The sequence below is a fragment of the Pseudomonas frederiksbergensis genome (assembly GCF_001874645.1).
Classification (GTDB): Bacteria; Pseudomonadota; Gammaproteobacteria; order Pseudomonadales; family Pseudomonadaceae; genus Aquipseudomonas; species Aquipseudomonas frederiksbergensis_B.
Genome location: NZ_CP017886.1, coordinates 3365919 through 3392487, shown reverse-complemented (window position 1 = coordinate 3392487; position 26569 = coordinate 3365919). Strand labels below are relative to the sequence as shown.

Here is a 26569-nt window from a genome sequence, read left to right as displayed (position 1 = left end):
TTCTCTTAAGCCGCATCGCGCTTGGCGTCGTTGCGGTAAGCCTCTACCGCCGCGATCAAGGCCTGAAGAATCTCCGCGCTTTCACCAATCACCGACAGGTCGGCGCGCTTGATCATGTCGCAACCCGGGTCGAGGTTGATTGCCACCACCTTGTCGCAGGCACCGATGCCTTGCAGGTGCTGGATCGCCCCGGAAATCCCCACCGCCACGTAGACCCGCGCCGTAACCCAGGTGCCGCTGGCGCCGACCTGACGGTCGCGGGCCATGAAACCGTCGTCCACCGCGACCCGCGATGCACCTTCGGTAGCGCCCAAAGCCACCGCCGTCCTGTGGAAAAGATTCCAGTCCTTGACCCCGTTGCCGCCCGAGAAAATGAACTCGGCCTCGGCCATCGGAATCGCGGCCGGATCGACCGCCACCGCGCCGAGGTCCTCGATCCGCGACAGGCTGCGCACAATCGCTGTGGATAACTCCACCGGCAACGCTTCGTGACGGGTTTCACTGACCGGCTCGGCGCATTCCACCGCCGCCAGAATCAAGCGTGCGACCGGGCGCGACAGGTCTTGCAGACCGGCACCGGCGCGGCCGATGCATTCTTGATCCTTGACCTGCCAGACCCGCGTGGCCGGGCGCTCACCGAGTGCGGCGGCAAAGCGCCGACCCAGTTCACCGCCACCGCTGCGGCTGTCCGGCAGCAGCCAGTGGCGTGGATTGAACTGGTTATCCACAGCCCGCAGCCCCTGCACCCGTTGTTCCGGTGCATAACCGTTGAATGCTTCGCCATCGAGCACCAGCAAGCGGTCGACGCCCGCGGTGGCGAACGCGTTTTCCTTGTGTTCGCCAAAGACCACCGCCAGCACCGCACCCTCTCTACCCGCAAGCTGATGAGCCAGGCCCAGCAGGTCGCGGTCGTGACTGCTCAAACGACCGCCGACCATGTCCGGCACCACGCTGATGTAGAACGCTGGTTGTACCACCTGATGCAGCGGCAATTGCACTTCAACCGCCGCCGTACGCTTGGTCGCCCCACCCTGCTGCGCACCACTGCGATCAATCCGCTTGATGCCATTGGGGCCGATGAATCCGATGCCGTGGGGATTCTTGCGAATGATCCCGTTGGGACCCATCCAGCTGTGTTCCACCGGCTGCATGGCGGCGTGCAGCGGATGCAGACGGTTGCGGGCGATCCATTCAGCGCGCGGATCGCGGCGGATAATGTCGCTCATCAGTGGGCCTCCGCAGGTTGACGTTTAGTCGGTGCCGGCGACTTGTTCGGTGCCGCGTCTTCGAGCAACGCATCGGCCACCAGTTCGGCGATGTCCTTGATCAGCGGCCGTGGTTCGACCACGCCTTCGAGCATCGCGGTGCACTGTGGACAACCCACGGCCACCAGTTCGGCACCGGTTTCGCGGATGTCGTCCATGCGCATGTCGGGGATCCGTTGCTTGCCCGGAATGTCGGTGATCGGCGCACCGCCGCCACCGCCGCAGCAGCGCGAGCGGAAACCGGAACGTTGCATTTCCTTGACCTCGATCCCCAACGCACGCAGCACCTGACGCGGCGCCTCGTATTCGCCGTTGTAACGGCCGAGGTAGCACGGGTCGTGATACGTCACGCTGTTGCCTTTGTGCTGACCCAGATTGAGTGCGCCAGCGTCGATGATTTCCGCCATGTAGGTGCTGTGGTGCTGCACCCGGTAGTTGCCATCGAAGGCACCGTATTCGTTCTTCAGCACGTGAAAACTGTGCGGATCGCAGGTGACGATGCGGTTGAAGCTGTACTTGGCCAGGGTCTGGATGTTGCGTTTGGCCAACAGCTGGAAGGTCGCTTCGTCGCCCAGACGGCGGGCCACATCGCCGCTGTCACGCTCTTCAAGGCCGAGCACGGCAAAGTCGACTTTCGCGGCTTTCAGCACTTTGACGAAGGCGCGCAAGGTGCGCTGGTTGCGCATGTCGAAAGCACCGTCGCCCACCCAGAACAGCACGTCGGTGGATTTCTTCTCGCTGAGCAGCGTCAGGTTCAGGTCCGCCGCCCAGTTCATCCGCCCGCCCGGCGCGAAACCGCCCGGGTTGTCGGTGGCAATCAGGTTTTCCAGGACTTCGGCGCCCTTGTTCGGCGTCGCGCCTTTCTCCAGGGTCAGGTGACGGCGCATGTCGACGATGGCGTCAACGTGCTCGATCATCATCGGGCATTCTTCAACGCACGCGCGGCAGGTGGTGCAAGACCAGAGGGTTTCAGCGTCGACCAGACCGTTGACGATCGGCTGATGCGGATTGCCGGCGTGTTCACCGATGGCCTTACCTGGATAAGGACTGCCCGCGAACTTGGCGTCGGTGCCACCGGCCAGGCCGACGACCATGTCCTGAATCAGTTTTTTCGGGTTCAGCGGCTGACCCGCGGCGAATGCCGGGCACGCGGCTTCGCATTTACCGCACTGCACGCAGGCGTCAAAGCCCAGCAGTTGGTTCCAGGTAAAATCCTTGGGCTTTTCCACGCCCAAGGGGGCTTGCGGGTCGTTCAGGTCAAGCGGTTTAAGACCCGTAGAACGACCACCACCAAAACGTTCGGCGCGACGGTGCCAGGCCAGGTGCAAGGCACCGGCGAAGGCGTGCTTCATCGGCCCGCCCCAGGTCATGCCGAAGAACAATTCAGAGACGCCCCACAGCACGCCAACACCGAGGATCGCCGCCAACAGCCAACCGCCGAAGTTTTCCGGAAGGATGCCCGCCACCGGCAAGGTCACCAGGAAGAACGACGCCGAGAAGGCCAGCAAGCTTTTCGGCAGGCGCATCCACGGACCTTTGGATAAACGGGCCGGCGGGTTGCGCCGACGCAGGTAAACAAAGATCGCGCCGACGAACATCACTGCCGTCATCAACAACAGTGCATAACCGAGGAAGCGGTTGTGCAGGCCAAACCCGTGAACCAGAATCGCCAGCACGATGGACGCCACCGCACCACCCGCCGTGGCGACGTGGGTATTGGCGATGTATTTGTCCCGCGCCACCACGTGGTGCAGATCGACCATGTAGCGTTTGGGCATGGCCAGCAGGCCGCCGATCAGATCGACCTTGGACGCACGGCCCCGGCGCCACATAGCCACCCGCCGCAACGCGCCCAGGACAGCCAGGCCCAGGGCAGCAAACAGCAGGATGGGAAGAAGGGTGTTTAACATGGTGAAGCTCCCGCCAGTACATCTTGGAGAACGCGGTCGGCGTAGGAGCTGCCGCAGGCTGCGATCTTTTGATCTTGATCTTAAAAAGCAACGTCAAAAGATCGCAGCCTGCGGCAGCTCCTACAGGGGGTTAGCCCGGTTTAGAAATCCTTGCACAGCCGCAGTGCGTCGTAGATCGCCGCGTGCGTGTTGCGCTGGGCCACGCAGTCACCAATGCGGAACAGCAAGTAGCCGTCACCCGGCTGGCTCAACGATGGCTGAGGCTTGATCGCGAACAGGGCTTCGATGTCCATCTGGCCTTTGTTACGCGAACCTTCCTTCAGCGCGTAGTAGATTTCTTCGTCCGGCCGCACGCCGTTCTCGACCACGACCTGGTCGACCACCCGCTCCTCTTTGGCACCGGTGTATTCGTTCTCCAGAACGGCAACCAGCTTGTCGCCTTCGCGGTAGACCTTCTCCAGCATCATGTCGCCGGTCATGATCACTTCTTTCGGGTACATGCTGCGGTAGTAAGTCGGGAACGACGTACCGCCGATGGCCACACCCGGTTTGATGTCGTCGGTGACGATCTCGACCTGGCTGCCCTTGTCGGCGAGGAAGTCTGCCGTCGACATCCCGGTGAACTCGCAAATGGTGTCGTAGACCAGCACGTTCTTGCCAGGCAGCACCTTGCCGTCAAGGATGTCCCAACTGCTGACCACCAGGCCTTCCGCCGCGCCCCAGTGTTCGTTCTGCTCCAGGAACGGATGACCGCCGACAGCCAGTACCACCACATCCGGACGCAGGTCGAGAATGGTCGCCGCATCCGCCGCAACGCCCAGGCGCAGGTCGACTTTCAAACGTGCCAGTTCCAGCTGGAACCAACGGGTGATACCGGCGATCTGGTCCCGTTGCGGGGCTTTCGAGGCGGTCGTGATCTGCCCGCCAATGAATTCTTTCTTCTCGAACAGGGTCACGTCGTGGCCACGTTCGGCCGCTACACGTGCGGCTTCCATCCCGGCAGGGCCGGCACCGACCACCACGACTTTGCGTTTCACACCGGTCGATTTTTCGATGATGTGCGGCACGCCCATGTATTCACGGGAGGTCGCGGCGTTCTGGATGCACAGTACATCCAGCCCCTGGTACTGACGGTCGATGCAGTAGTTGGCACCGACGCATTGTTTGATCTGGTCGACCTGGCCCATTTTGATCTTGGCAATCAGGTGCGGGTCGGCGATGTGGGCGCGGGTCATGCCGACCATGTCGACGTAACCGCCTTCCAGAATACGCGTGGCCTGGTTCGGGTCCTTGATGTTCTGCGCGTGCAACACCGGGGCCTTGACCACTTCCTTGATACCGGCCGCCAAGTGCAGGAACGGCTCCGGTGGATAACTCATGTTGGGGATAACGTTGGCCAGGGTGTTGTGGGTATCGCACCCCGAGCCCACGACGCCGATGAAGTCGATCATGCCGGTGTCGTCGTAGTACTTGGCAATCTGCTTCATGTCCTCATGGCTCAGGCCATCAGGGTGGAATTCGTCACCGCAGATACGGATGCCGACGCAGAAGTCCGGACCGACTTCCTTGCGCACAGCCTTGATCACTTCCAGGCCGAAACGCATGCGGTTCTCGAAGCTGCCGCCCCATTCGTCGGTACGCTTGTTGACGCGCGGGCTCCAGAACTGGTCGATCATGTGCTGGTGCACGGCCGACAGCTCAACGCCGTCCAGGCCACCGGCCTTGGCACGTGCGGCTGCGCTGGCGTAGTTGCCGATCACCCGCCAGATTTCTTCCGGCTCGATGGTTTTGCAGGTCGCGCGGTGCACCGGTTCACGGATGCCCGACGGCGACAGCAGGGTCGGCCAATGCTCGCCGTCCCAACGCGAACGACGGCCCATGTGGGTAATCTGAATCATGATCTTGGCGCCATGCTTGTGCATGGCATCGGCCAGGTTCTGGAAGTGCGGAATGATCCGGTCATCGGCCAGGTTGACCGACTTCCACCAGCCTTGCGGGCTGTCGATGGCCACGCTGGAGGAGCCGCCGCAAATCGCCAGGCCGATCCCGCCCTTGGCTTTCTCTTCGTAGTACTTCACGTACCGATCGGTGGTCATCCCGCCGTCGGTGGCGTAAACCTCGGCGTGCGCGGTGCTGAGCACGCGGTTGCGGATGGTCAGTTTGCCGATTTGAATCGGCTGGAACATTGCTTCGAAAGCCATGGCAGGATCCTCGACTTACAACGGCTTGACGGTGAACAAGCCGTCGTCGTGGCCTTCTTCGGAGCCACCGTAAACCTGTTCGGCGACGGTGCGAATCTGGCTGCCGCGCGCTTGCAGAATCTGGTCCATGGCACCGGCAAACCAACCGGTGAACATGTAGTCGACCTTGCGTCCGACCTTGCCGTAGACGTAGACGAACGCCGAGTGCTCGAGCTTGACGCTGGCGGTGCCTTTGTCGAGGTCGATGTCCTGGATCTTGAACAGGCCCCAGCCGCGTTGCGACAAGCGCTTCATGTAGTGCTCGAACACCGCAACGCCTTCCAGGCCATGGCATTCAGCTTCCTTTTCACACCAGTGCCAGGCGGATTTGTAGCCGGCCTTGTAGAGAATTTCGGCGTAGGCCTCGGCGCCCAGCACTTCCTCGATGCCCATGTGGTTGTTGACGAAGAAATGACGCGGCACGTACAGCATCGGCAGGGCGTCAGAGGTCCAGACACCGGTTTCGCTGTCGACTTCGATTGGCAATTGCGGGGCGATCTTGGCCATGAATAAAACTCCAGAATTCGATGTATTGAGGCGATATGTAGCAGCTGCCGAGCCTGCGAGGCTGCGTTGGGCTGCGAAGCGGCCCCCTAGGGCGGTCCTGCGGACCGCAACGCAGCCTCGCAGGCTCGGCAGCTGCTACAACGAAAGTTGTTTGAAAGTGGCGTTACTCGCCCCAAACATCCTTGAGGACGTTGACCCAGTTTTCGCCCATGATCTTGCGCACTACGCGCTCGGAATGGCCGCGCTTGAGCAGCGTCTCGGTCAGGTTCGGGAACTCGCCCACGGTGCGGATACCCAGTGGGTTGATGATCTTGCCGAAGCTGGTCAGACGACGGGCGTAGCCCTTGTCGTGGGTCAGCATTTCGAAGAAGTCCTGGCCATGCCCCTGGGTGAAGTCGGTGCCAATACCGATCGCGTCTTCACCGACAATGTTCATGGTGTATTCGATGGCTTCGGCGTAGTCGTCGATCGTCGAATCAATGCCCTTGGCAAGGAACGGCGCGAACATGGTCACACCGACAAAACCGCCGTGGTCGGCAATGAACTTCAGTTCTTCATCGGACTTGTTGCGCGGGTGCTCTTTGAGGCCCGACGGCAGGCAGTGGGAGTAGCACACCGGCTTTTTCGATTCGAGGATGACTTCTTCGGAGGTCTTGGAGCCGACGTGGGACAGGTCGCACATGATGCCGACGCGGTTCATTTCTGCGACGATTTCACGACCAAAACCGGACAGGCCGCCATCACGTTCGTAGCAGCCGGTGCCTACCAGGTTCTGGGTGTTGTAGCACATCTGTACCACGCCAACCCCGAGCTGCTTGAAGATCTCGACATAGCCGAGCTGGTCCTCAAAAGCATGGGCGTTCTGGAAGCCGAAGATGATCCCGGTCTTGCCCTGCTCTTTGGCGAGACGGATGTCGGCAGTGGTCTTGACCGGAATCACCAGGTCGCTGTTCTCACGGATCAGCTTCTGGCTGGCGGCAATGTTGTTGATGGTTGCCTGGAACCCCTCCCACACCGAAACGGTGCAGTTGGCCGCGGTCAAACCGCCCTTGCGCATGTCTTCAAACAGCTCGCGGTTCCACTTGGCAATGATCAACCCGTCGATAACGATGCTGTCGGCGTGCAATTCGGCTGGGCTCATCAGGCAGTCCCCTATTAGCGATTCATGCGCCGAATCGTCTGCCGGCGCTTTGGGGTCAGCATATGCTTGAGGGACGGGGCAGCCGGGTGCAAAAACGACAGGGGAATTGCCGAAAGCGTCAATACGCGACAAAGGGCCTCACTGCAGGCTGTTTGCCTAGCTGTTCTTTCCCCGGCGCTTGGGCCAGAATTCGCCGCATCACTGGATGCTTCACTGGAATAAAAGGGCGGCGACGCAATGAAATCGATCTTCCTGGCTTTGGCACTGATAGCGACCGGCGCACAGGCGGCTGAAGAAGCCGACAACAACCCGTGCGATGCAGTCGAAAACGACGTCCAGACCCTGGAATGCTCGACCTATAGCAAGAACACCGCCGAACAACTGCTCAAGGACAATTTCCAGGGGTTACTGGAGCGGATGAAAACCCAATACGCGAACAACAAGGCACAGTTGGCAGACATCACCGGCAAACTCCAGACCGCCGAGCAGCTCTGGATGAAGTCGCGCGATGCCGATTGCGCGATTGCAGCGTTCCCCGCAGCGGTGGGCAGCAAGACCTACACCATGGACCTGAACGATTGTCTGGCGAGCAAGAGCGACGAACGGTCGGAGTTTTTGGAGTCGATCGGGCAGGAGTAAGGCCCTAGAACGCGCTCCATACCGACTCGAGCGCCGTCAGCAGTTTCCGGCTTTGCGCCTTGTCGACATCCAGCTCGGCGCAACTGACAGTCCAGGCGGCAAAGGCATCCAGCGTCTGCTCGATGTAATGCGCAGGTTTGAGGAAACTGAAGGCCTTGCAGACCTCAACGATTGCCTTGCGCGAGGGGTTGCCTCGACCTGCAAATGCCGTGGTGTGTTCATTGCCTCGCCCGCCCGTACTGGAAAACGTCAGATCGTAGGCCGGTGCCATTTTCCACCCGGCCAGCCCACCAAAGAACGAGAAGTTTTTAGCGTGGTCGTCACGATTGTGGGCCAGCGCGTTGAAGACCATCAATCTGGCCATTTTCTCGACCTCGACCGCATCCTTGGTCATCGCCCAGGTCGCCCGCAGCAAATCCGCGTAATCAAGGCTGGGCGCACGAAAGTCTGCGTACAGAATGGCCGACGCAGTCAGCATGTGGCGCTTGGCATCTGATTCACGGTCAAAACGTTTGGTCGCGAAAAACCGCTCGATACCCTTGGCGGTTTCGACTTCAAACAGCTCCGATTCGGATATCTCGACGCCTGCTTTGCGCGCCATCAGCGCATACACCTGTTCGATGGCACCGCTGTCCCGGTGTTCGTCTTCGTTGCGGAACTTGATCAGCCAATGCTCGTATCCCTCGGGCATTTGACCGAATGACGACACTGCACGACGCTTGTCCGCAGACAACCCGATGACCGCCTTGGGTCGTGCGCCACCAGGTGAACCGCCGGCCAGACGCAAGGACGTGATGACCTCGTCAGTGCTGCCGGACAGTATCGTCTGCGATGCTTCATAGAGGGCCGCCAGATCGAGGTCTTCTGTACTCTCTATCGTTTCGAACATCGGCACGTATTCCAGCGCTCCCATACTCCGATTACCCATATAAGCCAGACGATCCAGCGGTCCGATGGCGCTGCGCTCAACGCTCAACTCGCTTCGGAAGAAGCGATCCATCAGCAGCAATCCCCAGCCATCCGGCAACGAATCGCTAAAGGCACCATGCAAGCCGCTGAACAACAGCAGGTCGGCCGCCCTCTGGGGATTGACCGAGAAGTCCATGTGAAACGGCGCAAGGTTGAACCCACTCGCCAACCAGCCCGGGTCATAGGAGAAAAACAGGCCCTGGCGAGGAATCGCGACCAGCTCGCCGACTCTTGCCCCCTGAAGCCTGACGCTGAGTGCGGTGACAGATTTCATGGTCGACCTCGAGATCTGCCGTAGTTTTTAAGCTCCTGAAGACTCAGGGACGGCGGCGACATGAACAGACCGGTCAGGGGCTCTTCCACCCCAAGGCAAATAGCGATCAATAACAAACCGTCGAGGGAAATCTTCCCGGTGGTTTCAAAGCGTTTGATATTCGACTCAGGCACGCCTGATTTCAAGGCGAGTGCTCGACGTGAAAAATTCTTGCTCAGCCTTAGCCTCTTGGCGTTTTCGGCGATCTGCAACGCGATCTCGCCAGGCGAGTAAAGGACATGAGTAAGCGCCATGATTCGACCTCAGAGTGAATGCTGGCAAGTGTAGCAGTGGGATGGAGTGATAAAAAATAATGGACAACATATAGCCAAAAAATGCTTATCAACCTGATTAACGGACAATATATTGTCTTTTATACAGATAACCCTCTATCCCTGTGATCTCACTGGATCTCCAGCCGAAAGGGACTCATCCAACCATCATCAGCCCATCAGCTTTGACCGTTTGCGTCAGGTGCGCGACCATCGCCCGCCACTCAACGCATCCCTCCCAGGCGAATCCATGAAAATCTGCGGCATCGAAATCAAAGGCAGCGAGGCGATCATCGCCGTCGCCTCCCTCGACAATCAGACGTTGACTCACGTCGCACTGAACACCAAAAAGATCGCCCTCGACGACGATGACGAAGCCGCCAACGTCAAAGCCTTCGCCATGCAAGTCAGTGCGTTTGTTCGTGACAACGGCATCGAGCGCATCGCAATCAAGAAACGCAGCAAAAAAGGCGAGTTCGCGGGTGGCCCGACCACTTTCAAGATCGAAGGGGTTTTCCAGTTGCTGGACAACTGCGAAGTGACGCTGCTGTCACCGCAGACCATCAATGCGCAGAACAAGAAGCACGACTTTGCACTGCCAGCGACGCTGAACAAGTATCAGCATGAGGCGTACAAAGCAGCATGCTCGTGGTTGATGAAGCGGGGTTGATGAAGCAGTAGGCTTACTGAGCCTTCTGGGCACGATAGTGCTTGAGCCAGTCGGCAAACGACTTGTCCTCAAGCGCGTAAGCACCGCGATTCGATTTCCAGACCAGTTCCTTTTCACGCAGGGCATCGATGCACGCCTGAATGGTCTGGGTGCCCGGCACCACGTCACTGCCCATCGTTTCCAGCGCTTTTGCCACCGCCACCAACGTTGCGTCGGTGAAGGGTGCAAAAGGTTCGTTGCTCTGCGAGCGTTCGACCATGACTTGCAGAACTGCACGCTGTGCAACGGTCAAGGCGTTCCAGGCACTTTCAAACTCAGTCCACACACCGGCACGCAACAGCTCGGCGCTGCTTCGTAGCAATTGGCTCAGATTGCTTGCTTCGCCCAGCTCCAGGGCCACCTCACCAATGATGGTCCGGAGCATTTCAGGACGGCGCCCCACTAATTCGAAAGCCTCGTCGATGTCTTCGGCGACAAACTGGTTGGTCTGCGCCAAGTGGGCGTTCAAATGGACGGTGTAGGCTTGGGTGAACGCTTTGCTCAACAGTGGGAATGGCGTAATGCTGGAACCGTAGAAAGGCTGGTTTCGGCTCAGCACAAGGTGAGCCAGTTTGTCCCGATTGGAACCAGTGAACACCAGACGCAAACCACTGGAATCTCCCTCACGCCCTTGATTCAGCTGGTCCCGAGCCGCCTTGAGAGCGAACATGGCGTTCACCCCCGCCTCAGTGCTCAACGCATGCTGGGCTTCGTCGATCACCAGTACAACCGTCTTGCCAGCTGCGTTGTGCAGCAATTCCAGAGCTTGAGTCAGCGTCGCGCCTTCGGGCAATTGTGGCTTGCTGAAGTCCCAGGACAACGTACGCAGGAAACTGAGTTTCTCGACGCCCATCGACTTGGCCAGTTTTCGAATACCCTTCTCATACGGCACCAATGCCCCCGCAATGGCGGCGGCGATCAGGTCAGCAGGATCTTTTTCCCGGTGAGCCCAGAGATCAACGTAGACAACCAACCAACCTCGGGACTCACATTCCGGTATCAGGTCTTCGCGCAGGAAAGTACTTTTCCCGGTACGCCGTGGCGCGGCCAGGAACAGGCCAGAGGTGTAATCCTGAATTCCGCCCCCCATCAAACCATCGGCAATATTTTGAGCCAGGCTGGGGCGACGGAACACAAAACCGGTGCTTTTCGACATGGCTTTATACTCAATTATTGAAACAACTATAATTTATAGTCGCTAGTATAATTAACTATAAATACCTGTCAAACCACCTCCCGCCCATCCCCCAACCGCCGCCGATCCTCCCGTGGACATCGCGTAAATCGCGCCCGATAACTGCGAGTGAAATATGACGGCGACTCAAACCCGCAGGCGATGCTCACTTCCAGCACGCTCATGTCGGTCTGGCGCAGCAGCTGCCGGGCTTTCTCCAGCCTTAACCCCAGGTAGAAATTGCTCGGCGTGTCGCTGAGGTACAAGCGGAACAGGCGCTCAAGCTGACGTCGCGTCACCTTGATCGAATCCGCCAGCTCCAGAGTACTGAGCGGCGGTTCGCTGTGCTGTTCCATTTCACCAATCACCTGCACCAGTTTCTTGTTGCTGATGCCATAGCGCGTGGCGATCTGCATGCGTTGGTGGTCTTTGCGCGGGCGAATGCGCCCGAGCACAAACTGTTCGCTGACCTGAACCGCCAACTCGGCGCCGTGAGCCTGGGCGATCAGGTCGAGCATCAGGTCGATGGACGCTGTGCCACCCGCCGAGGTGATGCGGCGACGGTCGATTTCGAACAGCTCCTGGGTCACGCTGAGCTGTGGATAAGACTCCTTGAAAGCGTCGATGGCTTCCCAGTGCAAGGTCACGCGGTGGCCGTCAAGCAGCCCCGCTTCGGCGAGGACAAAACTACCGGTGTCGATGCCGCCGAGGGTCACGCCGTCGTGATCGAGACGGCGCAGCCAGTGCGCAAGTAGCGGGTTGACGAACTTCAGCGGTTCGAACCCCGCGACCACCAGCAAGGTCGCACCCTTTTTCAGCGGTTCCAGCGCCGCATCGGCGTTGAGCGACATGCCGTTGCTCGCCAATACCGGGCCGCCGTCGGCGCTCAGCACATGCCAGCGGTATAGCTCGCCGCGAAAGCGATTGGCCACCCGAAGCGGTTCGATCGCCGAGATGAAACCGATCGCCGAGAAACCCGGCATCAACAGAAAGTAGAAATCCTGGGACATGGAACGCACTCGGATGGCGGGCAGCGTGTGGACGTTCATACGCCACTTGCAAGCGACAGACAAGCGCACAGGTCGCTGCAGTGCAAGAGCGGGTCGCCACTGTGCGTTTCCCCCCCTGTTCAGCTGCGTAACGTGACATCACCGGCACGCTGAGATGCCGGACCCCACAATAACGACCTGCCGAGGATCCCACCATGAAACGACTGATCAGCAGCTGCGTTCTCGCACTCAGTGGTACCGCTTTCTTGAGTTCCGGCGCTATGGCTGCCGACCCCGCCGCGTGCCAGAACGTACGCATGGGTGTGGTGAACTGGACCGACGTGATCGCCACCAGCGCCATGACCCAGGTTCTGCTCGATGGCCTCGGCTACAAGACCAAACAAACCAGTGCGTCCCAGCAAATTATCTTCGCCGGCATCCGCGACCAGCGCCTGGACATGTTCCTCGGCTACTGGAACCCGTTGATGACCCAGACCATCACCCCGTTCGTCGCCGGCAAGCAAGTCACCGTCCTCGGTGAGCCGAGCCTCAAAGATGCCCGCGCCACCCTGGCTGTGCCGACTTACCTGGCCGATAAGGGCCTGAAAACCTTCGCCGACATCGCCAAGTTTGAAAAAGAACTGGGCGGCAAGATCTACGGCATCGAACCCGGCTCGGGCGCCAACACCCAGATCAAGGAAATGATCACCAAGAACCAATTCGGCCTAGGCAAATTCCAACTGGTCGAATCCAGTGAAGCCGGCATGCTCGCGGCAGTGGATCGCGCCGTACGACGCAACGAAGCCGTGGTGTTCTTCGGCTGGGCGCCGCACCCGATGAACGTCAACGTGAAAATGACCTACCTCACCGGTAGCCAGGACGCCCTGGGCCCGAACGAAGGCTCGGCCACCGTCTGGACCGTGACCGCCCCGAACTACGCCAGCCAGTGCCCGAACGTCAGTCGCTTGCTCAGTAACCTGACCTTCACCGCCGAAGACGAGAGCCGGATGATGCAACCGTTGCTCGATCACAAGGACGCCTTCGAATCGGCCAAGCAATGGCTCAAGGATCACCCGCAAGACAAGCAGCGCTGGCTTGAAGGCGTGACCACGTTCGACGGCAAACCGGCTGCCGAGAACCTGCAACTGACCGGTAAATAACACCGAAATGAACACCCTCTTCGCAGCCGGTTTCGGCTGCGAGCGGGATCGCTACGCCCCAAAACCGCGCCCAGAAAATACTACGCCCAGAAAATCAGGCCTGAAGGAAAACCCCACCATGAATCACGACGTCATCATCACCTGCGCACTCACCGGTGCTGGCGACACGACCGCCAAGAGCCCACACGTGCCGGTCACCCCAAAACAGATCGCCGCCGCCGCAGTGGAAGCCGCCAAAGCCGGGGCCACCGTGGTCCACTGCCACGTACGCAACCCGGAAACCGGCAAGTTCAGCCGCGATGTAGCGCTGTACCGTGAAGTGATGGAGCGTATTCGCGAAGCAGACGTCGACATCATCGTCAACCTGACCGCCGGCATGGGTGGCGACCTGGAAATCGGCGCCGGCGAGAACCCGATGGAGTTCGGCCCGAACACCGACCTGGTCGGCCCACTGACCCGTCTAGCCCATGTCGAAGCGCTGCTGCCGGAAATCTGCACACTCGATTGCGGCACCCTGAACTTCGGCGACGGCGACACCATTTACGTTTCCACCCCGGCCCAACTGCGTGCTGGCGCGAAGCGAATTCAGGAGTTAGGCGTAAAAGCCGAGCTGGAAATCTTCGACACCGGTCACCTGTGGTTCGCCAAACAGCTGATCAAGGAAGGCCTGCTTGACGACCCGCTATTCCAGCTGTGCCTGGGCATCCCTTGGGGCGCACCGGCTGACACCACCACCATGAAAGCCATGGTCGACAACCTGCCGGCCAATGCGGTCTGGGCCGGTTTCGGCATTGGCCGCATGCAAATGCCGATGGCAGCCCAGGCCGTGTTGCTGGGCGGCAACGTGCGGGTCGGACTGGAAGACAACATTTGGCTGGATCGCGGCGTATTGGCGACCAACGGCCAACTGGTCGAACGCGCCAGCGAAATCCTCAGCCGCCTCGGCGCCCGCGTTCTGACCCCAGCCGAAGGCCGGGCGAAGATGGGTCTGACCAAGCGCGGTTAATTGACCACCTCCCCGTAGGAGCTGCCGCAGGCTGCGATCTTTTGATGTTGCTCTTGAAAACAAGAAAAAAGATCGCAGCCTGCGGCAGCTCCTACGGGGATCACCGAATTCTTTAGGAAGTGACCATGAGCTTTATCACCGAGATCAAAACGTTCGCCGCGCTGGGCAGTGGTGTCATCGGTAGCGGTTGGGTATCCCGCGCCCTCGCCCATGGCCTTGATGTGGTGGCCTGGGACCCGGCGCCCGGTGCCGAAGCCGCTCTGCGCAAACGTGTCGCCAATGCCTGGGGCGCGCTGGAAAAACAGGGCCTGGCGCCCGGCGCATCACAGGATCGTCTGCGCTTTGTCGCCACTATCGAAGAATGCGTGCGTGATGCCGACTTCATCCAGGAAAGCGCCCCGGAACGCCTTGAACTGAAACTCGAACTGCACAGCAAAATCAGCGCGGCGGCCAAGCCCAATGCACTGATCGGCTCCAGCACCTCGGGCCTGTTGCCGAGCGAGTTCTACGAGGGCTCGACCCACCCGGAACGTTGCGTGGTCGGCCATCCGTTCAACCCGGTTTATCTGTTGCCACTGGTGGAAGTGGTCGGCGGCAAGAACACAGCGCCAGAAGCGGTGCAGGCGGCCATGAAAGTTTACGAATCGCTGGGCATGCGCCCGCTGCATGTCCGCAAGGAAGTACCGGGTTTTATCGCTGACCGTCTGCTCGAAGCGCTATGGCGCGAGGCACTGCACCTGGTCAACGACGGCGTGGCAACCACCGGCGAAATCGACGATGCCATTCGTTTTGGCGCCGGGCTGCGCTGGTCGTTCATGGGCACTTTCCTGACCTATACCCTGGCCGGCGGCGATGCCGGCATGCGGCACTTCATGGCGCAATTCGGTCCGGCACTGCAACTGCCATGGACTTACCTGCCAGCACCGGAACTGACCGACAAGCTGATCGACGACGTGGTCGATGGCACCAGCGATCAACTGGGCAATCACAGCATTTCGGCGCTGGAACGCTATCGTGATGATTGCTTGCTGGCAGTGCTTGAGGCGGTGAAGACCACCAAGGCCAAACATGGCATGAGCTTCAGCGAGTAATTTTTGGCTGACGCGCCCTACGTAGCAGTTGCCGAAGGCTACGTTCGGCCGCGCAGCGGTCGCAAACCGCCATAACGCGATTCCGAGCAAAGATTGAGTCGCATGAACTGCGACCGCTGCGCGGCCGAACGCAGGCTACGCCAGCTGCTACGGGATCACCGTCCACCAAACTGCCGGAACTGACATCATGCCCGCACTAACCACGTACACAACCGCCATCATCCCCGACTGGGTCGACTACAACGGTCATCTGCGCGATGCGTTTTACCTGCTGATCTTCAGCTACGCCACCGATTCGTTGATGGATCAACTGGGCATGGACAGCAACCACCGCGAAGCCAGTGGCAACTCGCTGTTCACCCTCGAACTGCACCTCAACTACCTGCACGAAGTGAAGCTCGGCACCGAGGTCGAGGTGCATACCCAGATCATCGGTCACGACCGTAAACGCCTGCACCTCTATCACAGTCTGCACCGGGTCGGCGACGCACAGGAACTGGCGGGTAACGAACAAATGCTGCTGCACGTCGACCTTGCGGGACCGCGTTCGGCACCGTTCAGCGAACCGGTACTGAACAAACTGCTGGCCATGACCGCACTGCAATCGGACCTGCCCACACCTGCCTACATCGGCCGAGTGATCGCACTGCCGCCGGAAAAATAACAATCAAGAAGGAGCCCGCATGAACACCGCCGCCGCTGTTGCCGACTTCCGCAGTTACCCCTTGATCAGCGCATTGACCACCGTGCAATCCTTGGCAGATCGCGTGCTGGTGAAGTGGGCCGATGGCCGGGTCAGCCCCTTTCATCATCAATGGCTGCGCGACAACTGTCCGTGCCCGGTTTGCGTGTATACCGTGACCCGCGAACAGGTGCTGGAAATCGTCGATGTCGCTGAAGATCTGAGCCCCGCCGTAACCCAAGTGGATGCGCTGGGCTGTCTGTCTATCGCTTGGCTGGACGGCCATACCAGCCGCTTCGATCCCGGCTGGTTGCGCGCTCACGCCTATGACGATGAATCGCGCATCGAACGCCGCGCCGGCAAACCGAAAAGCCAGCGGTGGAACAGCCAACTGACGCTGCCGGTGTTCGAGTATCAGGCGGTAATGGACGATCCCAACGTCCTGCTGCAATGGCTTCTGGCACTGCGCGATATCGGCCTGACCCAGGTCCGCGGCATCCCTACCGAACCCGGCTCGCTGACGTCCATCGCCAAGCGGATTTCGTTTATTCGCGAGAGCAATTTCGGCGTGTTGTTCAACGTGCAATCCAAGGCCGACGCTGACAGCAACGCTTACACCGCGTTTAACCTGCCACTGCACAGCGATCTACCCACACGCGAGTTGCAACCGGGGCTGCAATTTCTGCATTGCCTGGTCAATGACGCAGACGGTGGCGAAAGCATTTTTGTCGACGGTTTTGCCATTGCCGACGCCTTGCGCCAGGAAGACCCCGAAGCCTTCCGCGCGCTGTGCGAGATCCCCGTGGAGTTTCGCAACAAGGACCGCCACAGCGACTACCGCTGCCTGGCACCGATCATCGCCCTCGATGCGCTGGGGCAGGTGTCGGAAATCCGCATGGCGAACTTCCTGCGGGGGCCGTTCGATGCATCGGTCGAGCAGATGCCCAAGTTGTATCGGGCCTATCGACGGTTTATCGCCATGACCCGCGAAACGTGTTTCCGGCACATGACCCGGCTCAACCCCGGTGAAATGTGGTGCTTCGACAACCGCCGAACCCTCCACGCCCGTAACGCCTTCGACCCCGCCAGCGGCGCCCGGCATTTCCAGGGCTGCTACATCGATCGCGATGAGTTGTTGTCGCGCATTTTGGTGTTGCAACGCTAAGTCAAAAGATCGCAGCCTTCGCCAGCTCCTACGCCGAACGCATCCCCCCGTAGGAGCTGGCGCAGCCTGCGATCTTTTGCTCTTCAACAGGCAAAAAAAGCCCCGATCAAGCCGTGACAGGATCGAGGCAGGATGTACTGTTGAGGAGCCGTTGCGCGAGGGTGACCAAACCTTCGTGACGCCAGCTGAACCCAGTGTGCCCACTCCTTCCTCCCGCAAGTTAGTCGAAAACGACCTGTTCATAGGTATTGCGGCCATTGCGACAAATCGTCCTTGCCCCCACCCATCGCCCCTACCAGAATCGAGCCACGACACCGTTCCCTGAAGAAGGATTGCGTCATGATGCACGCTGATTTGATTGACCAGGAAGACCTGCTGGGCCAGCTCAAGGCGCTTGGGTTTGAAGTCCCGAGTGGCGCCACTGCAGAGCTGGCCTGTGAGTGCGCGGTACGCGGTTTGAACGATGTGCGGGCCATGACCCTGAGGACCATGGTCAAGCAGATGTACACCAGTAGCGCGACGATTCTGCCGGCTGTGCGCCAGGCGATCGACAAGCAACTGCTTCCAGCGTTGGCGCAATACCAGCAGACCCGCATCGCCTGATAGCAAAACAAAAGATCGCAGCCTGCGGCAGCTCCTACAGAATCTGCGTATACCCGTGACATTCACGAACATACGCAACCTTCGTAGGAGCTGCCGCAGGCTGCGATCTTTTCTGTTACAGCCTTACGCTGGCAAACGTCGATTCGTTACGCGCCTGACTCAGCGCCGACATCGGTCCGGACAGCGGCGCCAGCACCAGTGCTTGCGGGATTGGCATCATTGCCACCTGTTGGGTGGTGTTGGAACCGACGCGCTCGTCACGCGGTGGAATGCCGAAATATTCGCGGTAGCACTTGGAGAAGTGCGGGGTCGACACGAAGCCGCAGACCGAGGCCACTTCGATGATCGACATCGGCGTTTGCTTGAGCAATTGCCGAGCGCGGATCAGCCGCAGCTTGAGGTAGTAACGCGACGGCGAGCAGTGCAGGTATTTCTGGAACAGCCGCTCCAGCTGACGACGTGACACGGCGACGTACACCGCCAGTTCATCAAGGTCGATCGGTTCTTCAAGGTTGGCTTCCATCAGCGCGACGATTTCCTGCAACTTCGGCTGATTGGTGCCCAGCATGTGCTTGAGCGGCACGCGTTGGTGATCCTGTTCGTTACGGATGCGCTCATAGACAAACATTTCCGAGATCGCTGCCGACAGTTCACGGCCGTGATCGCGGCTGATCAGGTGCAGCATCATGTCCAGTGGCGCGGTGCCGCCGGAGCTGGTGAAACGGTTACGGTCGAGGGTGAACAAGCGAGTGCTCATGGCCACACGCGGGAAAGCTTCCTGCATCGACGCCAGACATTCCCAGTGCACGCTGCAATCGAAACCGTCCAGCAGACCTGCGCAGGCCAGGGCCCAACTGCCGGTGCAGACGGCGCCAAGACGACGCGACTGGCGGGCCTGGCTTTGCAGCCACGACACGTGCTCACGGGTCACCGTGCGTTGAATACCGATACCACCGCAGACAATGACGGTGTCCAGGGCCGGGGCTTTGTGCATGGAGGCGTCGGGGGTGATTTGCAGACCGTCACTGGCCCAGACCTGGCCGCCGTCAACGGTGAGGGTGCTCCAGCGATACAGCTCGCGACCGGACAATTGGTTGGCCATGCGCAGGGGTTCTACTGCGGAGGCCAGAGAAATCAGCGTGAAATTGTCCAGCAGCAAAAAGCCGATGGATTGAGGCGCACGGTTCTGGGGTTGGGCCCCGGAGTTGAACGACGTCATCGCGGTATCTCCTCACACAAAGCGGGTGATGGCCTCAGGCGGAGGCTCTTGTTATGGCCATCGTTCTCGTGTCGTGAGACGGGGCTTTGTTATGACAGAGCAATTGCCATGCCTAAAGTTGAATGAGCATTCAATAACTCCTGAAAACGACGTCGCGGTGTGTCTATATGTGTCTACAGGGCTCAGTCGACGAGTAAGGGGGTATCAGGCTGGCAGGCGCCCTGCCCCGCAGGGTGTGAGCACATCGGTAGCACTTGTGGGAAGCACATTAAACAGGGCCAGGAAAGAGTGTCACCCCAAGCACAGGTGACGAGTGGTCGGAGCCCTGGATGACGTCCGACCGCTGGGGATTTTTGTTGTCTGATTGCGACGCGCTAAAAGGTGACGCGTTTTCGATCCGGTGTTCACTTAGCGCGCAGTTTTGACTGGTCCGCCCTCATCGCGGTCTTAGCATTCCACCGCGCTGACCGCCAACCCACCGCGCGATGTCTCTTTATATTTGTCGTGCATGTCAGCGCCGGTATCGCGCATGGTGCGGATCACCCGGTCCAGCGAGATGAAGTGCTGACCGTCACCGCGCAAGGCCATTTGCGCCGCATTGATCGCCTTCACCGCGGCAATTGCGTTGCGCTCGATGCACGGCACCTGCACCAGCCCGCCGACCGGGTCGCACGTCAGACCAAGGTTGTGCTCCAGGCCGATTTCCGCCGCGTTGCAGAGTTGCTCCGGCGTGGCACCCAGAATCTCCGCCAAGCCGGCCGCCGCCATCGCGCAGGCCGAACCGACTTCGCCCTGGCAGCCGACTTCAGCGCCGGAAATCGAGGCGTTCTTTTTACACAGGATCCCGACCGCTGCCGCACCGAGGAAATAGTCGACGACGTTAGCGTCCGTCACCACCTCGCTGAACTTCATGAAGTAGTGCAACACCGCCGGGATGATCCCCGCCGCGCCGTTGGTCGGGGCCGTGACCATCCGCCCACCGGCAGCATTTTCTTCGTTGACCGCGAGGGCGAACAGGTTGACCCACTCCATGGCGCTCAAGGTCGAACCGATCACGTTGGGCTTGTTCAGCTCTTGCAGGCTGCGATGCAACCTGGCAGCACGACGGCGCACGTTCAGACCGCCAGGCAGGATGCCTTCGTGCTTGAGGCCGTGCTCGACGCAGTCCTGCATGGCGCGCCAGAGTGTCATCAGGCCGCTGCGGATTTCCTCTTCTGAACGCCAGACCTTTTCGTTCGCCATCATCAACTCGGCGACACGCAGGTTGTGCTTCTGACACAGGGCAAGCAGCTCCGCGGCGCTGGAAAAATCGTAAGGCAATACGCTGCGATCCAGATCGACCACGCCGCTTGAAGCCTGTGCCTCATCGACGACAAAACCACCGCCGACTGAATAGTAGGTGTCGCGATGCAACTCGCCGTGTTCACCTTCAGCCACCAGGGTCATCGCATTGGGATGGAATGGCAGGTTCTCATCAATCAGGCGCATGTCCCGCGCCCAGATGAAGGGCACCGGCAAGCGACCGTCGAGCAACAGTGTGTGGGTTTCACGCAAGGTGTCGATGCGAATGCCGATTTGCGACGGGTCGATCGCGTCCGGCCATTCGCCCATCAAGCCCATGATCACCGCGTTGTCACTGCCGTGACCGATACCGGTGGCCGACAAGGAGCCGAACAGCTGGACTTCGATCCTGTGCACCTGTTCCAGCAGCACCTTCCCGCGCAACGACTCGACGAACAACGCCGCGGCGCGCATGGGCCCGACGGTGTGCGAGCTGGAGGGGCCAATGCCGATTTTGAACAGGTCGAAAACACTGATAGCCATGACGTGCGAGACTCCTCGATGAGCAGATTCCAGGCGTCAAGGCACCCGGTGACGGAGCTGCTACGCTCAAGCTGCAATCCGCCGAGATAGCCGCATCATCAGGCTTTTGTAATGTCGCTCGACGTCTCACACCGACGCACCCATGCCCACCAGCGCCGCAGGCCGCAGACGTTACGTTTTGGCCGTTTTTTTGCGGCTCAGAGGACTAAAAAGCGCTGAATAAAGCTGTAAACGACCTCACCGACACTGGATGCGACCATCCCTGTACTGGATACGACGCACCCTGTAGGCGTCAGAAATCCACTGGTCCATGATCAGTCTCGACTCGATTGCACGGCGCCGTGGTAGAGCAGTCTCCACACGCCCACCAACCGCAACACTCATAAGTGCGGTCAGAACACCGCCAAAAAAAACACTCAGGAGTCCACCCATGAAAATAGGTTCCCCGTCGTTGTTGTTGGCCGCCATGCTGAGTCTGCCGCTTGTGGCTCATGCCACAGAACCGGCACAGTGCAGCACCGTAAACTTCTCCGATGTCGGCTGGACCGACATCACCGCCACAACGGCGACCACCAGCGTCGTGCTCGACGCCTTGGGCTACAAGACCAAGACCACCATGATTTCCGTGCCGGTGACCTACAAGTCCCTGGCCGACGGCAAGAACATGGACGTGTTTCTCGGTAACTGGATGCCCACCATGGAAAACGACATCAAGGCTTACCGCGATGCCGGCACCGTGGAAACCGTGCGCACCAACCTCAAAGGCGCCAAGTACACCCTGGCGGTGCCACAAGCGCTTTACGACAAAGGGCTGCATGACTTCAAAGACATTGCCAAGTTCAAGAAAGAGCTGGACGGCAAGATCTATGGCATCGAGCCGGGTAACGACGGCAACCGTCTGATCCAGAGTATGATCGACAAGAACGCCTTCGGCCTCAAAGACGCTGGTTTCAAAGTGGTCGAGTCCAGTGAAGCGGGCATGCTCTCGCAAGTCGACCGCGCCCAGAAGCGCGATACCGCGGTGGTGTTCCTGGGCTGGGCACCGCACCCGATGAACAAGCGCTTCAAGATTGAGTACCTGACCGGTGGCGACGACTATTTCGGCCCGGATTTCGGTGCGGCCACCGTCCTGACCAACACCCGCAAGGGCTACAGCCAGGAATGCAGCAACGTTGGCCAATTGCTGAAAAACCTGGAGTTCACCGTGGACATGGAAAGCTCGCTGATGGGCAACATCCTGGACGACAAGATGAAGCCTGAAGCGGCCGCCAAGGCCTGGCTGAAAAAGAATCCACAGGTACTCGATACCTGGCTCGCTGGCGTGACCACCATTGACGGTAAACCAGGCCTGGACGCCGTGAAAGCCAAGCTTGCACAGTAATTGTTGACGCCGGGCGAGTTCGCTCGCCCGGGCTGTTTTTTCCTTGCATGCGGACGTTCACTACCATGCTGATTGATCAGAAAATCCCTTTAGGCCAGTACATCGCTGCCTTCGTTGAATGGTTGACGCAACACGGCGCCAGCACATTCGATGCGATCGCCACGACACTGGAAACGATGATCCACGGCGTGACGTTTGCGCTGACCTGGTTCAACCCGCTGGCATTGATCGGCCTGATCGCCTTGCTGGCTCACTTCATTCAACGCAAATGGGGCCTGACCGTTTTCGTCATCGCCTCCTTCCTGCTGATCCTCAATCTGGGCTACTGGCAGGAAACCATGGAAACCCTCGCCCAGGTGCTGTTCGCCACCTTCGTCTGCGTGATCATAGGCGTGCCGTTGGGCATCGTCGCCGCGCACAAACCGATGTTCTACACGCTGATGCGTCCGGTGCTCGATCTGATGCAGACCGTACCGACGTTCGTGTACCTCATTCCTACCCTGACCCTGTTCGGTCTCGGTGTAGTCCCGGGTCTGATTTCAACGGTAGTGTTCGCGATTGCCGCGCCTATCCGCCTGACCTACCTGGGTATCCGCGATGTGCCGCAAGAACTGATGGACGCCGGCAAGGCCTTTGGCTGCTCGCGCCGTCAGCTGCTCTCTCGCATTGAGCTGCCCCACGCGATGCCGAGCATCGCGGCCGGTATCACCCAGTGCATCATGCTGTCGTTGTCGATGGTGGTGATCGCGGCACTGGTGGGCGCCGATGGCCTGGGCAAACCCGTGGTCAACGCACTGAACACTGCCGATATCGCCCTGGGCTTCGAAGCCGGGTTGGCGATCGTACTGCTGGCGATCATGCTCGACCGTATCTGCAAACAACCCGACGCCAAAGTAGGGGGTGACGCATGAGCATCATTCGCTTCGATCAGGTCGACGTGATCTTCTCCAAAGACCCGCGTGAAGCCCTGAAATTGCTCGACCAAGGCATGACCCGCGACCAGATCCTGAAAAAAACCGGGCAAATCGTTGGCGTTGAAAAAGCCAGCCTGGACATCGAGAAAGGCGAAATCTGTGTGCTGATGGGCCTCTCTGGCTCCGGCAAATCCAGCCTGCTGCGCTGCATCAACGGCTTGAACACGGTCAGCCGTGGCAAGCTGTTCGTCGAGCATGAAGGTCGACAGATCGACATTGCTTCCTGCACCCCGGCCGAACTGAAAATGATGCGCACCAAGCGCATCGCCATGGTGTTCCAGAAGTTCGCCCTGATGCCTTGGCTGACGGTGCGCGAAAACATCAGCTTCGGCCTCGAGATGCAGGGTCGTCCGGAGAAGGAACGTCGCCAGTTGGTCGACGAAAAGCTCGAACTGGTGGGCCTGACCCAATGGCGTAACAAGAAGCCCGACGAACTCTCCGGCGGCATGCAGCAACGTGTGGGCCTGGCCCGTGCGCTGGCGATGGACGCCGACATTCTGCTGATGGACGAACCCTTCTCGGCACTTGATCCGCTGATTCGCCAAGGCCTGCAAGACGAACTGCTGGAACTGCAACGCAAGCTGCACAAGACCATCGTGTTCGTGAGCCACGACCTCGATGAAGCGCTGAAACTCGGCAGCCGTATCGCAATCATGAAAGACGGCCGGATCATCCAGTACAGCAAGCCGGAAGAAATCGTCCTCAACCCGGCCGATGACTACGTGCGGACCTTCGTGGCACACACCAACCCGCTGAACGTGCTCTGCGGTCGCAGCCTGATGCGCACGCTGGACAACTGCAAACGCATCAACGGCTCGGTATGCCTGGATCCGGGCGGCGACTCGTGGCTGGACCTGGCCGAAGGCAACACCATCAAAGGCGCACGCCAGAACGGCGCGAGCCTGGACCTGCAGAACTGGGTACCGGGGCAAGCAGTGGAAGGCCTGGGCCGTCGACCCACGCTGGTGGACTCGAACATCGGCATGCGCGACGCGTTGCAGATTCGTTATCAGACCGGCAACAAACTGGTGCTGCATGACAACAATCATGTGGTGGGGATTCTCGGCGACAGCGAGCTGTACCACGCGCTGCTTGGCAAGAACCTGGGGTAAGGCAGCAGACACAAAAACGCCGCGAGGATCGCGGCGTTTTTGTTGGGTCAGTAGATCAAAAGATCGCAGCCTACGGCAGCTCCTACAGGAAATGCGTTCGGCGTAGGAGCTGCCGCAGGCTGCGATCTTTTAGGCACGACGCGGTGCAACTGATGCACCGCGTCACTTAAGTCTTAGCTATACACCCGGCCCAGGAGCTGCCGATGGCTTTCAAACTGATCGAGCACATCACGGGTGATCTGATCCTGAGTGAAACCCATCAAGTCGTACTCCTGACTGCCGTTGTGCAGGTACACCTCGGCGCGGTAGTAACGCGTGCGCGCTTCATCCGGGCTCGGCGACTCGCTCGGCGCCGCCAGATAGCCGTCCAGGCTCACTTCGTAGACAAAAGGGTTGCCCTCTTCCATCTCGATCCGCACACCCATGCAACGCTTGGCTTTACCCAGCAACGTCTGCACGTCCAGACCCTGAGTGCGCAATTGCGCCGCCGCATCGTCCAGCGCCGGGCTGACTTGCTTGTCCATGAAGCGCTGAACGATCGACTGGCTCGGTTGCAGGTCCAACTGAGTCAAACGCTCGCTGAAACCACGACGACCACGCGCCGCCAGCTCGGCCTGTTCCTGCTCGATCTGCACGTCCTGACGCATGGCCTTGTGCAAGCCGAACATGAAGAACACCAGCACCACCGAGAACGGCAGGCCGGCCAGCACCACCATGGTTTGCATGGCTTCGAAGTTACCGGCGAACAGCAAGCCAATGGTCACCAGCGTGATCACCGCCGACCAGAAGATCCGCAGCCAGTGCGGGGCGTCTTCGTCGACGTTGCCGCCCTTGCAGGACAGGTTCGCCATCATCACCGCGCCAGAGTCGGCCGGGGTCAGGAACAACACGAAACCGACAAAGATCGACACGCCGATCACGATCTTCGACGCAGGATAATGCTCAAGCAACTGATAGATCGCCATCGACGGCTGTTCCAGCGCCGTCTTCCCGAGCTCCACCGCCCCATGGTTCATCACCAGATCCAGTGCCGAATTACCGAAGATCGACAGCCAGGCCAAGGTGAAACCCAGCGGAATCAGCAGCACGCCGGCCACCAGTTCACGCACGGTACGACCGCGAGAAATACGCGCGATGAACATGCCGACGAATGGGGCCCAGGAAATCCACCAGGCCCAGTAGAACAACGTCCACAGGCCCAACCAGCGCTCGGATTTGGCGTTGTCGGCTTCGTATACATAAAGGTCGAAGGTTTTCAGCACCACACCGTTCAGGTAGTCGCCGATGTTCTGCACGAAGCCGTTGAGCAGGTGCAGGGTCGGGCCGAACAGCAGGACGAAAATCAGCAGGCCGCTGAACAACACGATGTTCAGGTTGGACAGACGGCGGATGCCGTTTTCCACACCCGACACCGCAGCAATGGTTGCCACGGTGCTCATCACGATGATCACGATCAGCAGGTTGGTGTTGCTGTGCTCCATGCCGAACAGGTTCTCGAGACCCGACGACACTTGCAGCGAACCAATCCCCAGGTTAGTCACCAGACCCAGCAGCGTCACGAACATGCCAAAGCCGTCCACCGCATGACCGGCCGCGCCTTTGACCCAACGCTCGCCCACCAGCGGATACAGCGCCGAACGCAACGCCAGCGGCTGGTTATGACGGTATGCAAAGTACGCCACGGCCAAACCGACCAAAGCGTAGATCGCCCAGCCATGCAGGCCCCAATGCAGGAACGTCAGCTGCACCGCCTGACGCGCTGCCAGGTTACTGCCGGCCACGCCTTCCGGCGGATTGAAGTAGTGATCCAAAGGCTCGGAAGCACCGAAGTACAGCAGCGAGATGCCGATACCGGACGAGAACAGCATCCCCGCCCAGGCGCCATAGCTGAAGTCCGGGGTATCGTCCTTGCTGCCCAGTTTGAGCTTGCCGTAGGACGAAAACGCCAGGCCGACGACGAAGACCAGATAGGCGGCGATCACCACCATGTAGTACCAACCGAAGCTGCGCGACAACCAGGCCTGAGCGATCCCCAGCATTCTCCCGGCTTCTTGCGGCGCGGCAATGAGGATGGCGGTCAGCAGCAGGATCAATGCGGTCGAGGTGTAGAACACCCAACCGTTGACCGTCACCTTATCGGGTGGGGTCTTTATAAGAGAGGCAGAACTCATTGCACAGATGCTCCAGGCAGTGCGAGAGAAAGACACAAGGCAAAGCAGTACCC

Annotated in this window: 23 protein-coding genes; 11 read left to right on the top strand and 12 right to left on the bottom strand. The window is 59.7% G+C overall.

What is annotated here, in order from left to right; translation table 11 throughout:
* Positions 1-5: 5 nt before the first annotated feature.
* From etfA to BLL42_RS16245, 5 genes are all read right to left on the bottom strand, one after another.
* Entirely contained in the window at positions 6-1226 is a 1221-nt protein-coding gene (gene etfA / locus BLL42_RS16265) for an electron transfer flavoprotein subunit alpha (RefSeq protein ID WP_071553020.1), read from the bottom strand.
* Positions 1226-3175 carry a dimethylglycine demethylation protein DgcB gene (gene dgcB / locus BLL42_RS16260; RefSeq protein WP_071553019.1) on the bottom strand — a complete coding sequence of 650 codons (1950 nt, stop codon included), beginning with the start codon at positions 3173-3175 and terminating at the stop codon, positions 1226-1228. Before dgcB ends, etfA begins: the two co-directional genes overlap by 1 nt.
* 140 nt (positions 3176-3315) lie before the next feature.
* On the bottom strand, positions 3316-5376 hold the full coding sequence (dgcA, locus tag BLL42_RS16255; protein ID WP_071553018.1) for a dimethylglycine demethylation protein DgcA: 2061 nt from the start codon (positions 5374-5376) through the stop codon (positions 3316-3318).
* A gap of 15 nt (positions 5377-5391) precedes the next feature.
* Complete coding sequence (locus BLL42_RS16250; protein WP_027606002.1) at positions 5392-5922, bottom strand: DUF5943 domain-containing protein; 531 nt, start codon at positions 5920-5922, stop codon at positions 5392-5394.
* A gap of 163 nt (positions 5923-6085) precedes the next feature.
* Positions 6086-7063, bottom strand: coding sequence for a dipeptidase (locus BLL42_RS16245; protein WP_071553017.1), 978 nt, complete (start codon positions 7061-7063; stop codon positions 6086-6088).
* 237 nt (positions 7064-7300) lie between these two features.
* Here BLL42_RS16245 and BLL42_RS16235 point away from each other — a divergent pair, with 237 nt between their 5' ends.
* A complete protein-coding gene (locus BLL42_RS16235) occupies positions 7301-7702 on the top strand; it encodes a lysozyme inhibitor LprI family protein (RefSeq protein WP_071553015.1) in 402 nt (133 codons plus the stop codon).
* Positions 7703-7706: 4 nt separating this feature from the next.
* Here BLL42_RS16235 and BLL42_RS16230 read toward each other — a convergent pair whose 3' ends face one another.
* The gene (locus BLL42_RS16230) at positions 7707-8945 is read right to left on the bottom strand and encodes a type II toxin-antitoxin system HipA family toxin (protein WP_071553014.1); all 1239 of its coding nucleotides are present in this window, start codon (positions 8943-8945) and stop codon (positions 7707-7709) included.
* On the bottom strand, positions 8942-9238 hold the full coding sequence (locus tag BLL42_RS16225) for a helix-turn-helix domain-containing protein (RefSeq protein ID WP_071553013.1): 297 nt from the start codon (positions 9236-9238) through the stop codon (positions 8942-8944). The genes BLL42_RS16230 and BLL42_RS16225 overlap by 4 nt, the downstream gene beginning before the upstream one ends.
* A 268-nt stretch (positions 9239-9506) precedes the next feature.
* On the opposite strand from BLL42_RS16225, the gene BLL42_RS16220 reads away from it, so the two are divergent.
* Complete coding sequence (locus tag BLL42_RS16220; RefSeq protein ID WP_071553012.1) at positions 9507-9926, top strand: DUF3010 family protein; 420 nt, start codon at positions 9507-9509, stop codon at positions 9924-9926.
* 13 nt (positions 9927-9939) lie between these two features.
* Here BLL42_RS16220 and BLL42_RS16215 read toward each other — a convergent pair whose 3' ends face one another.
* Both BLL42_RS16215 and BLL42_RS16210 read right to left on the bottom strand, forming a co-directional pair.
* The gene (locus BLL42_RS16215) at positions 9940-11121 is read right to left on the bottom strand and encodes an AAA family ATPase (RefSeq protein WP_071553011.1); all 1182 of its coding nucleotides are present in this window, start codon (positions 11119-11121) and stop codon (positions 9940-9942) included.
* A 68-nt stretch (positions 11122-11189) separates the two neighbouring features.
* A complete protein-coding gene (locus BLL42_RS16210; RefSeq protein ID WP_071555774.1) occupies positions 11190-12149 on the bottom strand; it encodes a GlxA family transcriptional regulator in 960 nt (319 codons plus the stop codon).
* Between the two features lie 194 nt (positions 12150-12343).
* On the opposite strand from BLL42_RS16210, the gene choX reads away from it, so the two are divergent.
* From choX to BLL42_RS16175, 6 genes are all read left to right on the top strand, one after another.
* On the top strand, positions 12344-13288 hold the full coding sequence (gene choX, locus BLL42_RS16205; protein WP_071553010.1) for a choline ABC transporter substrate-binding protein: 945 nt from the start codon (positions 12344-12346) through the stop codon (positions 13286-13288).
* A 118-nt stretch (positions 13289-13406) separates the two neighbouring features.
* Entirely contained in the window at positions 13407-14294 is an 888-nt protein-coding gene (cdhC, locus tag BLL42_RS16200) for a 3-dehydrocarnitine:acetyl-CoA trimethylamine transferase CdhC (RefSeq protein WP_071553009.1), read from the top strand.
* Between the two features lie 125 nt (positions 14295-14419).
* A complete protein-coding gene (locus tag BLL42_RS16195) occupies positions 14420-15385 on the top strand; it encodes an L-carnitine dehydrogenase (RefSeq protein WP_071553008.1) in 966 nt (321 codons plus the stop codon).
* A gap of 187 nt (positions 15386-15572) precedes the next feature.
* Positions 15573-16049: a thioesterase family protein gene (locus BLL42_RS16190; protein WP_071553007.1), complete on the top strand. Its 477-nt coding sequence runs from the start codon at positions 15573-15575 to the stop codon at positions 16047-16049.
* A 19-nt stretch (positions 16050-16068) separates the two neighbouring features.
* On the top strand, positions 16069-17232 hold the full coding sequence (locus BLL42_RS16185) for a gamma-butyrobetaine dioxygenase (RefSeq protein WP_071553006.1): 1164 nt from the start codon (positions 16069-16071) through the stop codon (positions 17230-17232).
* 339 nt (positions 17233-17571) lie between these two features.
* Positions 17572-17835 (top strand): hypothetical protein, encoded by a 264-nt coding sequence (locus BLL42_RS16175; RefSeq protein WP_071553004.1) that lies wholly within the window; start codon positions 17572-17574, stop codon positions 17833-17835.
* A gap of 115 nt (positions 17836-17950) precedes the next feature.
* Here the strand turns inward: BLL42_RS16175 and gbdR are convergent, their stop codons facing one another.
* The gene (gene gbdR, locus BLL42_RS16170) at positions 17951-19054 is read right to left on the bottom strand and encodes a choline metabolism transcriptional regulator GbdR (protein ID WP_071553003.1); all 1104 of its coding nucleotides are present in this window, start codon (positions 19052-19054) and stop codon (positions 17951-17953) included.
* A 447-nt stretch (positions 19055-19501) separates the two neighbouring features.
* The gene (locus tag BLL42_RS16165) at positions 19502-20878 is read right to left on the bottom strand and encodes an L-serine ammonia-lyase (RefSeq protein ID WP_071553002.1); all 1377 of its coding nucleotides are present in this window, start codon (positions 20876-20878) and stop codon (positions 19502-19504) included.
* Positions 20879-21308: 430 nt separating this feature from the next.
* Between BLL42_RS16165 and BLL42_RS16160 the strand changes: the two genes are divergently transcribed.
* The 3 genes from BLL42_RS16160 to choV all read left to right on the top strand — a co-directional run bounded on the left by BLL42_RS16160 (position 21309) and on the right by choV (position 24345).
* Positions 21309-22259 carry a choline ABC transporter substrate-binding protein gene (locus BLL42_RS16160; RefSeq protein ID WP_071553001.1) on the top strand — a complete coding sequence of 317 codons (951 nt, stop codon included), beginning with the start codon at positions 21309-21311 and terminating at the stop codon, positions 22257-22259.
* 65 nt (positions 22260-22324) lie between these two features.
* Positions 22325-23170 (top strand): choline ABC transporter permease subunit, encoded by an 846-nt coding sequence (gene choW, locus BLL42_RS16155; RefSeq protein WP_071553000.1) that lies wholly within the window; start codon positions 22325-22327, stop codon positions 23168-23170.
* Positions 23167-24345: a choline ABC transporter ATP-binding protein gene (gene choV, locus BLL42_RS16150; RefSeq protein ID WP_071552999.1), complete on the top strand. Its 1179-nt coding sequence runs from the start codon at positions 23167-23169 to the stop codon at positions 24343-24345. Before choW ends, choV begins: the two co-directional genes overlap by 4 nt.
* Positions 24346-24518: 173 nt before the next feature.
* Here choV and BLL42_RS16145 read toward each other — a convergent pair whose 3' ends face one another.
* Positions 24519-26459, bottom strand: a complete 1941-nt coding sequence (locus tag BLL42_RS16145) for a BCCT family transporter (RefSeq protein ID WP_236721999.1) — start codon at positions 26457-26459, stop codon at positions 24519-24521.
* Between the last annotated feature and the right edge of the window lie 110 nt (positions 26460-26569).

Bases quoted from the DNA above. Each gene is read 5' to 3' on its own strand.
- BLL42_RS16195 (WP_071553008.1), top strand. From the start codon at position 14,420: ATGAGCTTTATCACCGAGATCAAAACGTTCGCCGCGCTGGGCAGTGGT.
- BLL42_RS16175 (WP_071553004.1), top strand. From the start codon at position 17,572: ATGATGCACGCTGATTTGATTGACCAGGAAGACCTGCTGGGCCAGCTC.
- dgcA (WP_071553018.1), bottom strand. From the start codon at position 5,376: ATGGCTTTCGAAGCAATGTTCCAGCCGATTCAAATCGGCAAACTGACC.
- BLL42_RS16220 (WP_071553012.1), top strand. From the start codon at position 9,507: ATGAAAATCTGCGGCATCGAAATCAAAGGCAGCGAGGCGATCATCGCC.
- BLL42_RS16185 (WP_071553006.1), top strand. From the start codon at position 16,069: ATGAACACCGCCGCCGCTGTTGCCGACTTCCGCAGTTACCCCTTGATC.
- BLL42_RS16235 (WP_071553015.1), top strand. From the start codon at position 7,301: ATGAAATCGATCTTCCTGGCTTTGGCACTGATAGCGACCGGCGCACAG.
- BLL42_RS16250 (WP_027606002.1), bottom strand. From the start codon at position 5,922: ATGGCCAAGATCGCCCCGCAATTGCCAATCGAAGTCGACAGCGAAACC.
- gbdR (WP_071553003.1), bottom strand. From the start codon at position 19,054: ATGACGTCGTTCAACTCCGGGGCCCAACCCCAGAACCGTGCGCCTCAA.
- BLL42_RS16210 (WP_071555774.1), bottom strand. From the start codon at position 12,149: ATGTCCCAGGATTTCTACTTTCTGTTGATGCCGGGTTTCTCGGCGATC.
- BLL42_RS16245 (WP_071553017.1), bottom strand. From the start codon at position 7,063: ATGAGCCCAGCCGAATTGCACGCCGACAGCATCGTTATCGACGGGTTG.
- choV (WP_071552999.1), top strand. From the start codon at position 23,167: ATGAGCATCATTCGCTTCGATCAGGTCGACGTGATCTTCTCCAAAGAC.
- choX (WP_071553010.1), top strand. From the start codon at position 12,344: ATGAAACGACTGATCAGCAGCTGCGTTCTCGCACTCAGTGGTACCGCT.
- BLL42_RS16225 (WP_071553013.1), bottom strand. From the start codon at position 9,238: ATGGCGCTTACTCATGTCCTTTACTCGCCTGGCGAGATCGCGTTGCAG.
- cdhC (WP_071553009.1), top strand. From the start codon at position 13,407: ATGAATCACGACGTCATCATCACCTGCGCACTCACCGGTGCTGGCGAC.
- BLL42_RS16160 (WP_071553001.1), top strand. From the start codon at position 21,309: ATGAAAATAGGTTCCCCGTCGTTGTTGTTGGCCGCCATGCTGAGTCTG.
- dgcB (WP_071553019.1), bottom strand. From the start codon at position 3,175: ATGTTAAACACCCTTCTTCCCATCCTGCTGTTTGCTGCCCTGGGCCTG.
- BLL42_RS16215 (WP_071553011.1), bottom strand. From the start codon at position 11,121: ATGTCGAAAAGCACCGGTTTTGTGTTCCGTCGCCCCAGCCTGGCTCAA.
- BLL42_RS16190 (WP_071553007.1), top strand. From the start codon at position 15,573: ATGCCCGCACTAACCACGTACACAACCGCCATCATCCCCGACTGGGTC.
- etfA (WP_071553020.1), bottom strand. From the start codon at position 1,226: ATGAGCGACATTATCCGCCGCGATCCGCGCGCTGAATGGATCGCCCGC.
- BLL42_RS16165 (WP_071553002.1), bottom strand. From the start codon at position 20,878: ATGGCTATCAGTGTTTTCGACCTGTTCAAAATCGGCATTGGCCCCTCC.
- choW (WP_071553000.1), top strand. From the start codon at position 22,325: ATGCTGATTGATCAGAAAATCCCTTTAGGCCAGTACATCGCTGCCTTC.
- BLL42_RS16230 (WP_071553014.1), bottom strand. From the start codon at position 8,945: ATGAAATCTGTCACCGCACTCAGCGTCAGGCTTCAGGGGGCAAGAGTC.